Source organism: Rathayibacter sp. AY1C4 (genome assembly GCF_002932195.1).
GTDB lineage: Bacteria > Actinomycetota > Actinomycetes > Actinomycetales > Microbacteriaceae > Rathayibacter.
On record NZ_PSWE01000051.1, the window covers coordinates 1 to 11,263 of the forward strand.

The window sequence follows — 11,263 nt, forward strand, 5'->3', positions numbered from 1 at the left end:
CCCGCCTCCCCCTCCTGGGTGCTCGCGCTGTCGTCACCGGCCTCCGCCCCCGCCGGCTCCGGCGCCCTCACGCGCCTCGGTGCAGGTGCTGTGATCACCGGCCTCCGACGCTGCGCCAGGGCGCGGCGTCGGAGGCCGGTGATCACAGCACCTGCACCGAGGAGGGCGAGGGCGGCGGCTCCGAGGAGACCGCCGTCGAAGCCCGTCGACGGGAGGCCGCCGGCGCCGTGGCCGGGCGCGCCCGGTCCGGCGGTCGGCGTGGAGGTGGGCTCCCCCGGTCCGGCGGTGGGGCCGGCCGTCGGCGTCGCGGTCGGCTCCGGGGTGCCCGTGGGCTCCGGAGTCGCGGTCGGCGTCGGGGTGGGGGTGACCGCCTCGGTGACGTCGACGCTCACGAGCGTCGCGAGTCCCGAGTCGGTGTAGGCGACACGGCCGAGGTAGCGGGCCGGGCCCGCCAGGTTCGACCAGGAGACCGCGTACGCGATCGGCTCGCCCTGCACGGCGTCGACCACGGCGGGGTCGGTGCTCAGCGAGCCGAGACCGTTCTCCGGAGTGATGACGAAGCTGCGGAAGTCGAACGTGACGGTCGAGGATCCCGGAGCGGTCGAGTAGACATCGGCCTGGACCGTGTACTCGCCCGGAGCGGGGTCGGCGATGTCGACGCGCTCGTCGGCCGAGCCGGTCGCCGAGGTGAAGACCTTGTCGGTGCTCTCGCTGGTGACGGTGAGGTCGAGGTCGGCCGCGTCGTCGAGCGAGTCGAGGTCGAAGCGGGCGAACTCGGCGCCCTCCGGCACCACGACGGTGGTCGTCAGCGACTTCCCCGTGGGGAGCGTCGCCGAGTGGCCGTCGGCGGCGGTGGCGTCCTCGGCGAGGACACCCTCGGCGAGACCGCTCGCGGTGAGCGGCAGCGCGCCGGTGATGCCGGGCGTGACCGTCACCGTGCCGGTGCCGGTCGAGCCGGTGCCGGAGACCTCGTAGGGCGCGTCCAGCAGGACGGGGCGCACCGCGATCGGGCTGCGGACGTCGTGCTCCGCGCTCGCCCAGGTCAGGTAGCCGGTGGCGAACTGGTTGAGCGCCGCCGAGCCGGTGGTGAAGGAGACCGTGTACTCCGCCGTCTGGCCCGCACCCGTGAAGGAGAGGGTCGAGGGCGAGACGACGGTGTCGATCCCGGCGAGGCCGTCGACCGAGGCGGTGTAGGTGCCCGCGCCGGTCGAGGTGACCGTGCGGGTCACGGTCTGCGTGCCCGCGAGGGCGCCGATCGCGATCGAGGCCTGGTTGAGGTCGGACGGGTCGATCGCGGCGATCGGGTCGATCACCGGGTTCGAGGTGAAGACGTAGCCCGCACCCTTGAGGAACGCGATCCAGTCCTCCGTGCCGCTCTGGTAGAGCAGTCCGGGATCGAGGAACGCGGCAGGGTCGACGTGTCCGGCGCCCTGGGCGAAGACGTCCTCGGACGCGGCGCCCGACTGGTCGACGCTGTCGTAGGCGGAGGTCATCATGGCCGACTTCACCGCGGACGGCGAGGCCTTCGGGGTCGCGCCGAGGATCAGCGCGCCGAGGCCCGCCACGTGCGGCGACGACATCGAGGTGCCGGACTCGAATGCGAAGGCGGGGTCGTCGCCCTCGGCGTTGAAGCTGTCGGCGAGGATCGCGACGCCGGGCGCCGTGAGGTCGGGCTTCAGCACGTCGGCGCCGTCCGCCTCAGCGGGTCCGCGCGACGAGAAGCCGGCGACCTGCGGGACGGGGATGGAGGCTCCGGACGAGTTGCCCTCGGAGAGGGTCACGGTCGCACCGGCGGTGCCGGCGTAGGTCGTGATCGCCTGGTAGGCCTGCGAGTCGATCTGGATGCTCGGGACCGAGTGGTCGTCGACGTGCAGGGCGTTCGGGGTCGGGTTGAGCAGCAGCATGCCGATGCCGCCGGCCCGCTCGACCTCGGCCGACTTGGAGACGCGCGCGGTGACGCCCGCGGTGCAGGCGACGATCGTGCCCTTCACCTTGTCGGGGTCGAGGGTGCCGGTCTCGCAGATGGCGGGGTTCTCGGCGCCCGAGCGGACGACGTCGGCGCTGTTCACCAGCGGTCCGGTGACGTCCTCGTGGACCGAGATGGATCCTCCGACGAACTTCTGGCCGTCGCCGAGAGCGGCGGTCGCGGTGTAGGTCGGGATGGAGGACGCGGCGACCGTGGTGTACCAGGGCGACGCGTGGTCGAGCGTGGAGGCGCCCGCACCCGAGTTGCCGGCCGAGGCCGCGACGAAGACGCCCGCGGCGGCGGCGTTGAGGAACGCCTCGTCGATCGCGGTCAGGGTCGAGGTGGCCGAGCCGCCGCCGATCGAGAAGTTGATGACGTCGACGCCGTCCTTGGTCGCGGCGTCGATGGCCGCGAGGATGCCCGCTCCGGAGCAGAAGTCGTCGTCGTCGGTGCCCTCGTCGGGTCCGTTCCAGCAGACCTTGTACGCGGCGACCTTGGCGGCCGGGGCGACTCCGGAGATCTTCCCGTAGTCGTAGCCGTCGACGCTCGCCTCGACGCCGTTGTTGCCGGCTGCCGTGCTCGCGGTGTGCGAGCCGTGTCCGTCGGCGTCGCGCGGGGAGCGGTACTCGGGGTTGTCCGTCGAGCCGACCTCCTCGTCCGCGAGGAACCAGCGTGCGCCGATGAGCTTCTGGTTGCACTCGTCGCCGTCCCACTGCTCGGAGGCGGGGAGCCCCGGCGAGCAGGAGCCGACGAAGGTGCCGCCGTCCGACTTCACGAAGGAGGTGGTGGTGCCGTCCGTGTAGGGGGCCGCTCCGGGCGAGGTCGCCAGGGGCGCGCCTGCGAAGGAGGGGTTCTCGGGCGCGATGCCGGAGTCGATGACGCCGACGACGACGCCCTCGCCCGCCTTGTCGATGCCGCCCAGCTTCTGCCAGACGCCGTTCTCGCCCTCGAGGCCGAGGAAGTCGGTGGAGCGCTGCTGTCCGGTGTCGGGCACCGGGGTGCCGGCGGCGGCCGCGGCGAGCGGCGAGGCCTGCGCGGCGCGGTCGACCTTCAGGTTCTCGACCTTGCGGACCTGGGCGACGTCGCGGCGGCTCGCGAGCTCGCCCGCCTGCTCGCCCGAGAGGGTCGCGGAGAAGCCGTTGAGGGCGACGGTGTAGTGGTAGCCGATGGCGGCGTCGACCGCGGAGGCGACGTCCTCCTGGCGCTGCTCGAGGTGGGCGGAGTAGTCCTCCACCGGAGCCGAGGCGGCCTGCAGCTGCGCACCGTCGACGGGCGCGGTGCGGGCGAAGCGGGCATCGCTGCCCTGGTAGGTGGCCGCGGAGGGCTCGACGAGGGTGACGACGTAGTCGCCGTCGTCGAAGCTCTGGCCGACGGAGAGCCCGCCGACGAGCGAGGCACTGCCGGCGAGAGGGGCGGCACTGGCGCCGGTGGTGGCGAAGGCCGCGGTCGCGGCGACTCCGAGGACGGCGAGGCCCGCGAGGATGCGCCTCTCAGCGCGGCGGACGGGTGGTCGGTGGGACAGGTGGATCGGCAATCGATGTCCTTACTCACATTCGCTGGGAACCGGATCGGTTTCCACACAGAAACGACCCTACGAACTCGATTGCCCAGCTTTGTTACGAACAGGTAACGAAGTTGACGCTGAAGGGGGCCGATCCGTTGGCACTCCCCCTCCCCGAGTGCTAATTTAAACGCGTTGAGCCGGGTCGGCTCAACTCTTGGAACTCTTCGTTGCACGACTGAATGGAGTGATCTCATGGCTGTCACCTACGACCCCGTCCGCGAGCTGGACCGCCTCGCCGCCGCCCTCCTCGGCTCCGGTCAGGGGCCCCGCCGGATGCCGATCGACCTGTACCGGGACGGCGACCACTACGTCCTCACCGCCGACCTCCCCGGCATCGACCCGGGGTCCGTCGACGTCGACGTGGACGGGCAGCTCCTCACCATCCGTGCCCAGCGCACCGTCGCGAGCGGCGACGACGTCACCTGGATCACCCGGGAGCGCCAGTCGGCGACCTTCGTCCGCCAGCTGAGCCTCGGCCAGGGCGTCGACACCGAGCGCATCGCCGCGTCCTACGACAACGGCGTGCTCTCGGTGACCATCCCGGTCAGCGAGAAGGCGCGTCCCCGCCGCATCGAGGTCGTCTCGACCGCCCGCCCCGAGCAGGTGCGGATCGGCGAGGCGGCCGCCGAATAGGACGACGAGCGAGGGCCCGTCCGCGATCGTGCGGGCGGGCCCTCCGCCTGTCCGCACGCCCTACGCTGGCCGGATGCGCGCCTCCTCCTCCGACACCGCTGTCGGCGTCCTGCTCCCCCGCGATCTCCCCGCCTCCGAGGTGCTCGGCTACGCCCGCCGCGCCGAGGAGCTCGGCTTCGACGAGCTCTGGGTGGTCGAGGACCTCGGCTTCCGCGGCGGCATCGCCCAGGCCGGCGCGGTGCTCGCCGCCACCGAGCGGATCGTCGTCGGCATCGGCATCCTGCCCGCCGCCGTCCGCACGGCGGCCTTCACCGCGATGGAGCTCGGCACTCTCGCCGAACTGTTCCCCGGCCGCGTCCACGCCGGCATCGGGCACGGGATGCCGCACTGGATGCGCGGCCTCGGCGTCTGGCCGCGCAGCCCGCTCACCCTGCTCGAGGAGCAGTTCGACGCGATCCGCTCGCTGCTCTCCGGCGAGCGCACCCACCGCTCCGGCCGCTACGTGCACGTGGACGGCCTCGTCCTGGAGTCGCCGCCCTCCGTCGTGCCGCCGCTGCTGGCCGGCGTCCGCGGACCGAAGTCGCTGGCGCTCGCGGGCCGGATCGCCGACGGGGTCGTCCTGGCCGAGCCCGTCACTCCGGAGTACCTCGCGGCGGCCCGCGGCCACCTCGGCGGCACCGGACGGATCGTCGCCTACAACGTGGCCGCCGTGGACGACGACGCGGCCGCCGCGCGCGACGCGGTCCGGCTGGGACTCGAGTGGATCGGCGAGCCGGACTGGGCGCCGCACATCGCGCCGCTCCCCTTCGCCGATGACTTCGCCCGCCTGCGGGCCGAGAGCGCCGACCGCGCCGCCTTCGTCCGCGACCTGCCCGACGTCTGGGTCGACCAGCTGGCCGTCGTGGGCACTCCCGAGGACGCTCGTCGCCGCATCGGCCTGCTGCACGAGGCCGGTGCGTCGAGCGTCGTGCTGATGCCGTCGGGGCCCGATCCGCTCCACGCGATGGAGGAGCTCGCCCGGGCGCTCTGAGGCGCTCGACCCGGGCGCGTCCCACCGGGCCCGGAGACGCCTCCGGCCCGCAGGATCCGAGGATCGTGCGGGCCGGACGCGTCTGCTGAAGCCGGAGATCAGGCCGACATGCGGGCCTTCAGGTTCTCATCGAGGGTCGCGAGGAACTCCTCGGTCGTCTGCCAGCCCTGCTCGGGGCCGACGAGCAGGGCGAGGTCCTTCGTCATCTTCCCGGACTCGACCGTCTTGATGACCACGTCCTCAAGCGTGAGCGAGAAGTCGATGAGCTCCTGGTTGCCGTCGAGCTTGCCGCGGTGCGCGAGGCCGCGCGTCCAGGCGTAGATCGAGGCGATCGGGTTCGTCGAGGTGGGCTTGCCGGCCTGGTGCTGGCGGTAGTGGCGCGTGACGGTGCCGTGCGCCGCCTCCGCCTCGACGACGCTGCCGTCGGGCGTGGAGAGCACGGAGGTCATCAGGCCCAGCGAGCCGAAGCCCTGCGCGACGGTGTCGGACTGGACGTCGCCGTCGTAGTTCTTGCAGGCCCAGACGTAGCCGCCCTCCCACTTCATGGCCGAGGCGACCATGTCGTCGATGAGGCGGTGCTCGTAGGTGAGGCCCGCGGCGTCGAAGCGCTCCTTGAACTCGGTCTCGAAGATCTCCTCGAAGATGTCCTTGAAGCGGCCGTCGTAGGCCTTGAGGATCGTGTTCTTGGTGGAGAGGTAGACCGGGTAGTTGCGCGAGAGGCCGTAGTTCAGCGACGAGCGGGCGAAGTCGCGGATCGACGCGTCCTGGTTGTACTGGACCTGCGCGATGCCGTCGTCCGGGGCCTTGTAGACCTCGAACCTCATCGGCTCGGAGCCGTCCTCGGGCGTGAACTCGACGGTCAGCGTGCCCTTGCCCTTGAAGACGAAGTCGGTGGCGCGGTACTGGTCGCCGAACGCGTGGCGGCCGATGATGATCGGCTTGTTCCAGCCGGGGACCAGGCGCGGGATGTTCGAGATGATGATGGGCTCGCGGAAGATCACGCCGCCGAGGATGTTGCGGATCGTGCCGTTGGGCGACTTCCACATCTTCTTGAGGCCGAACTCCTCGACGCGGGCCTCGTCGGGGGTGATGGTCGCGCACTTCACGCCGACGCCGTGCTTCTGGATGGCGTGCGCCGCGTCGATCGTGACCTGGTCGTCCGTCTCGTCGCGGTACTCGATGCCGAGGTCGTAGTACTCGAGGTTCACGTCGAGGTACGGGTGGATGAGGGTGTCCTTGATCTTCTGCCAGATGATGCGCGTCATCTCGTCGCCGTCGAGCTCGACGACCGTTCCCTCAACCTTGATCTTGGACATTGCTCTCCCATGGTGTCGATGACCCCGCACCTGTGCGGGACGGGCGGCTCTGCACCGCTCCGGATGGCCTCCGCCAGCCTACCCGAGGCCCGAACTGTCTCGATGTCGAGACAGTTCTCGATCGTCCGCGCCGGGGCCGGCGCACGTCGCCCGACAGGAGGATGCCCGCCGTCCTGCGCCGCCGGTACAGTGACGGCATGAGTGACCTCCGCCTGGAAGAGCTGTCCGCCTCGAACATCTCCGCCGTGAACGGTCTGAGCCTCAAACCCGGCCAGGAGCAGTTCATCGCGCCGGTCTCCTACTCCGCCGCCGCCGCGGTGATCGACCCGGGCGCCTCCTGGCAGCGGGCCGTGATGGACGGCGACGAGCTGGTCGGCTTCATCCACGCGCACTTCGACCCGGAGGCGGCGGAGGAGTTCCGCAGCTGCATCTGGCGCATCAACATCGACGCGGCGAAGCAGGGCCGCGGCGTGGGCACCTTCGCCGTCCGCGCCACCGCCGACGAGGCGCGCGCCCGCGGCTTCGACACCCTCACGGTGATCTGGGAGTCCGGCGAGGACGGCCCGGAGCAGTTCTTCCGCTGGATCGGCTTCGAGGTCGTCGGCGAGACGCAGTACGGCGAGAACATCGGGGCGCTGACGCTCTGAGCGCGGCGCCGGAGGCAGCGGAGCCGGCCGACTTCGTCTCCGCCGTCCTCGAGGTGGTCGCCTCGATCCCGCCCGGCCGCGTGATGGCCTACGGCGAGATCGCCGCGGTCCTCGGCACTCGTGCGGCACGCGCGGTCGGCACGGTGATGGCCCGCTACGGCTCCGACACCGCCTGGTGGCGCGTCGTCCGCGCGGGAGGAGCGCCCCCGGTCGGCCACGAGGAGCGCGCCCGCCGGGAGTACGAGCGCGAGGGCACGCCCCTCGTCGTCACGCCGGGCGGCTGGCGCGTCGACGTGCGCAGCGCACGCTGGCGCCCCTGAGCCGGGATCGGCTCAAGGGCGTTAGTCGCGAGCGGCAGCCGCTCAGACGAGCGAGTCCCGCCAGGCCGCGTGCAGGGTGGCGAAGCGGCCCTCGCCGGCGATGAGCGCCTCCGGAGTGCCGTCCTCGACGATGCGGCCGTGCTCCATCACCAGCACCCGGTCGGCGACCGCGACCGTCGAGAGGCGATGCGCGATGATGACCGCCGTGCGGTCCGCCAGGAGCGTCTGCAGGCCCTGCTGCACCAGGCGCTCGCTCGGGATGTCGAGGGAGGAGGTCGCCTCGTCCAGGATCAGCACCGCCGGGTCGGCCAGGAACGCGCGGGCGAACGAGATCAGCTGGCGCTGACCGGCCGAGACGCGGCCGCCGCGCTTGTTCACGTCGGTGTCGTAGCCGTCCGGCAGCGCCTGGATGAACTCGTGCGCGCCGACCGCCTGCGCGGCCCGGACGATCTCGTCGTAGGACGCGGTCGGCCGCCCGATCGCGATGTTGTCGGCGACGGATCCGGAGAAGAGGTACGCCTCCTGGGTGACCATCACGATCGCGCGCCGCAGGTCCTTCGGGTGCAGCTGCCGCAGGTCCACGCCGTCGAGGGTCACCACGCCGTCGCTCGGGTCGTAGAAGCGCGAGATCAGCTTGGCGAGCGTCGTCTTGCCGGCGCCCGTGGACCCGACGAGGGCGATGGTCTGCCCTGCGGGGATGTCGAGGTCGAAGCGCGGCAGCACCTCGCGGTCGGCGGTGTAGGCGAAGCGGACGCCCTCGAAGCCGAGGCGGCCCCGCGCCTGGCGCAGGTCGACCGGGCGGGCCGGATCCGGGACGCTCGGCTCCTCGGCCAGCACGCCCGAGATCTTCTCGAGCGCGGCGGCCGCCGACTGGTAGGAGTTGTAGAACATCGCCATCTCCTGCACCGGGTCGAAGAAGCGCCGGGTGTAGAGCAGGACCGCCAGCAGCGCGCCGATCTCGAGCCCGCCGTCGAGCACGCGGACGCCGCCGATGAACAGCACCACGGCGACGGTGACGTTGCCGATCAGCACGAGCCCGGGGTCGAAGGTGCCGAACACTCCGAAGACGCGCTTGTAGGCGAGCCGGTACTGCTCGACGACCCCGCCGAACACGGACTCGTTGCGCTTCTGCGTGCGGAAGGTCTGCACGGCGCGGATGCCGGTCATCGACTCCACGAACTGCACGATGAGCCGCGACGAGGCGACGCGAGTGCCGCGGAACAGCGCCTGCGACCGTTTCTGGAACCAGCGGGTGAGCAGCGCGAGCGGCACCAGGGCGCAGGCGAGCACGATGCCGCTCACGCCGTCCAGGGAGACCAGGGCGATCGCGACGAAGCCCATGTAGAGCGCACCCTGCACCAGCTGGTTGATGCCGGAGTCGAGCAGCTCGCGGATGGAGTCGAGGTCGCTGGTCTGGCGCGAGATGATCCGGCCGGAGGTGTAGTTCTCGTGGAACTCCAGGCTCAGCTTCTGGGTGTGCAGGAAGACTCGCTTGCGCAGGTCGATCAGGATCGCCTGGCTCACCCTCGCGGAGAGCACGGTGTACCAGGCGACCAGGAGCGCGCCGACGAGTCCGGTGAGGATGTAGGCGCCGACCGTGACCGCCAGCGGGACCGCGTTCCCCGCGAGGACCGCGGGCAGGCCGTTGTCGATGCCCGCCGCGATCAGCGCCGGTCCCGCGACCTGGGCAGCGGTCGCGATGACGACCACGACCGCGGTGAGCACCAGCCGCAGCCGGAGCGGCCGCAGCAGGGAGCCGAGCAGCCGCAGCGAGCGTCGGCGCAGAGCCGCCGACTCCGCTCTGCTGAGGTCGTCGCGCTCCTCGGAGGAACCGAGCGTGCTCATGATCGCGTCTCCTGGTGGGTCGTCGTGGGGCGGGAGCCGATGCGCTCGGTCCCGGCGGGCCGGGTCAGCTCGTCCTCGTCGAGGCTCGAGATGACGAAGCGGTAGTGCGGACTGCTCGCGAGCAGCTCGCTGTGGGTGCCGACCGCGGTGATGCGGCCCTCCTCCATCAGTGCCACGCGATCGGCGAGCGCCACCGTCGAGGGGCGGTGGGCGACGATGATCGCCGTGGTGTCGCCGAGCACGCGGCGCAGCCCCGCCTCGACGCGCGCCTCCGTGTCGACGTCGAGCGCCGAGAGCGGGTCGTCGAGGACGAGCACCGCCGGACGCGCGGCCACCGCGCGGGCGAGGGCCAGGCGCTGGCGCTGGCCGCCGGAGAGGCTCATCCCCTCCTCGCCCACCTTCGTGTCCAGGCCCTCGGGGAGGCGGTGGACGAAGTCGGCCTGCGCGATCTCGAGGGCCTCGAGCAGCTCCTCCTCGGTCGCGTCGGGTCGGCCGAGGAGGACGTTCTCGCGCACGCTCGTGGAGAAGAGCGTCGCGTCCTCGAACGCCATGCCGATGTGCGTGCGCAGCTCGTCGCGGCGGAGCCGGCGGATGTCGACGCCGTCGAGCTCGATGGCTCCGCCGGTCACGTCGTAGAGGCGCGGGAGCAGCGCGGTGAGCGTCGTCTTCCCGGAGCCGGTGATGCCGACCAGTGCCATCGTCTCGCCCGGCTCGACCTCGAGGTCGACGCCGTCGAGGAGGTCGCGGTAGCGCTCGGGGGCGTCCTGGTAGCGGAAGTGGACGTCGCGGAAGCGGACCCGACCGCGCGGCTCGAGGATCGTCTCGGGGTCCTCCGGGTCGGTGATGGTGTTCCGGCTGTCCATCACCTCGAAGTAGCGGTCGACCGCCGTGCGGGTGTCGAAGGTCATCGAGAGGAGGAAGCCGATCGACTCCACCGGCCAGCGCAGCACGGTCGCGGTGGCGAAGAAGGCGAACAGCTCGCCGACGCTCAGCTGGCCGACCGCGGCGAGCCAGACCCCGCCGAGCAGGCAGAGCGCGAACGCGATGTCCGGCACCAGCAGCAGGACGAGCCAGATCCCGGCGATGGCGCGGGCCTTGTCGATCTCGGTGCCGCGGAGCTTCTCGGCCTGGCCGGCGAAGTTCTCCAGCGCGTGCTGGTGGCGGCCGAAGGCCTTGAGGACGCGGATGCCGTGCACCGACTGCTCGACGGTCGTGGCGAGGTCGCCCGCCTGGTCCTGGCTGCGGCGCGCGATGCTCGAGTAGCGCTTCTCGAACGCGAACCCGTAGATCCAGACCGGGATCGAGCACACGACGAAGAGCACGCCGAGGATCGGGTTCCAGTAGACGAGGACGCCGAAGCCGACGACGATCGTCAGCGCGTTGACCACGAGCAGGACGAAGCCGAAGGCTATCCAGCGGCGGATGAGGCTGAGGTCGCTCATCGCCCGCGACAGGAGCTGCCCGCTCTGCCAGCGGTCGTGGAACGAGACGGGGAGGTCCTGCAGGCGGCTGTAGAGCGCCGAGCGCATGCGCGCCTCGATCCGCGTGCTGGGGGTGAGGACCATCCGGCGGCGCAGCGCGATGGCACCGGCCTCGACGACGCCGAGCACGAGGATGACGGCGACCGGGCCGATCAGCGGCCCGAGGTCGCCGGAGCCGGCGGAGGCCGCTCCGTCCCCCAGCGGCCCGTCGACGAGCTGCTGCAGGACGATCGGGATGACCAGCGACACCAGGCTCGCCACGAGCGCGACCGCGATGCCGCCGACCAGCCGGGGCAGGGAGTCGCCGACGAAGGGGACGAGGCGCAGCAGGGTCTGCAGCGTGCTCGGGCGCTTCTGCGCGGGGGCGCCGGGAGACGATGGCACTGGTCGGCATCACCGGCTCCGGGAAGACGACGCTCACCGCGCTGCTCCCGCGCCTCTACGACGTGACCGGCGGAGCC

The 11,263-nt window shown here is 71.8% G+C and carries 8 protein-coding genes; 4 read left to right on the forward strand and 4 right to left on the reverse strand.

The genetic code is table 11. The features are described 5' to 3' along the window. On the reverse strand, positions 1-3,500 hold a 3,500-nt coding region (locus tag C5C99_RS16280), incomplete at its 3' end, for a S8 family serine peptidase (RefSeq protein WP_104340411.1). 222 nt (positions 3,501-3,722) lie between these two features. On the opposite strand from C5C99_RS16280, the gene C5C99_RS16285 reads away from it, so the two are divergent. Continuing rightward, on the forward strand, positions 3,723-4,163 hold the full coding sequence (locus C5C99_RS16285) for an Hsp20/alpha crystallin family protein (protein WP_104340412.1): 441 nt from the start codon (positions 3,723-3,725) through the stop codon (positions 4,161-4,163). Between the two features lie 73 nt (positions 4,164-4,236). Further along, positions 4,237-5,193, forward strand: a complete 957-nt coding sequence (locus C5C99_RS16290) for an LLM class flavin-dependent oxidoreductase (RefSeq protein WP_104340413.1) — start codon at positions 4,237-4,239, stop codon at positions 5,191-5,193. Positions 5,194-5,291: 98 nt separating this feature from the next. On the opposite strand, the gene C5C99_RS16295 is transcribed toward C5C99_RS16290, so the two are convergent. Beyond that, positions 5,292-6,509: an NADP-dependent isocitrate dehydrogenase gene (locus C5C99_RS16295; protein WP_104224939.1), complete on the reverse strand. Its 1,218-nt coding sequence runs from the start codon at positions 6,507-6,509 to the stop codon at positions 5,292-5,294. A 197-nt stretch (positions 6,510-6,706) separates the two neighbouring features. Here C5C99_RS16295 and C5C99_RS16300 point away from each other — a divergent pair, with 197 nt between their 5' ends. Then, on the forward strand, positions 6,707-7,156 hold the full coding sequence (locus tag C5C99_RS16300) for a GNAT family N-acetyltransferase (protein ID WP_104224946.1): 450 nt from the start codon (positions 6,707-6,709) through the stop codon (positions 7,154-7,156). Beyond that, the gene (locus C5C99_RS16305) at positions 7,153-7,476 is read left to right on the forward strand and encodes an MGMT family protein (protein ID WP_104238475.1); all 324 of its coding nucleotides are present in this window, start codon (positions 7,153-7,155) and stop codon (positions 7,474-7,476) included. Before C5C99_RS16300 ends, C5C99_RS16305 begins: the two co-directional genes overlap by 4 nt. A gap of 42 nt (positions 7,477-7,518) precedes the next feature. Here the strand turns inward: C5C99_RS16305 and C5C99_RS16310 are convergent, their stop codons facing one another. Continuing rightward, complete coding sequence (locus C5C99_RS16310) at positions 7,519-9,321, reverse strand: ABC transporter ATP-binding protein (RefSeq protein ID WP_104340414.1); 1,803 nt, start codon at positions 9,319-9,321, stop codon at positions 7,519-7,521. Next, entirely contained in the window at positions 9,318-11,186 is a 1,869-nt protein-coding gene (locus C5C99_RS16315) for an ABC transporter ATP-binding protein (RefSeq protein WP_104340415.1), read from the reverse strand. Before C5C99_RS16315 ends, C5C99_RS16310 begins: the two co-directional genes overlap by 4 nt. Positions 11,187-11,263: the final 77 nt, after the last annotated feature.

Coding starts and splice junctions, on each gene's coding strand:
- C5C99_RS16295 (WP_104224939.1), bottom strand. CDS start 6,509: ATGTCCAAGATCAAGGTTGAGGGAACGGTCGTCGAGCTCGACGGCGAC.
- C5C99_RS16300 (WP_104224946.1), top strand. CDS start 6,707: ATGAGTGACCTCCGCCTGGAAGAGCTGTCCGCCTCGAACATCTCCGCC.
- C5C99_RS16290 (WP_104340413.1), top strand. CDS start 4,237: ATGCGCGCCTCCTCCTCCGACACCGCTGTCGGCGTCCTGCTCCCCCGC.
- C5C99_RS16285 (WP_104340412.1), top strand. CDS start 3,723: ATGGCTGTCACCTACGACCCCGTCCGCGAGCTGGACCGCCTCGCCGCC.
- C5C99_RS16310 (WP_104340414.1), bottom strand. CDS start 9,321: ATGAGCACGCTCGGTTCCTCCGAGGAGCGCGACGACCTCAGCAGAGCG.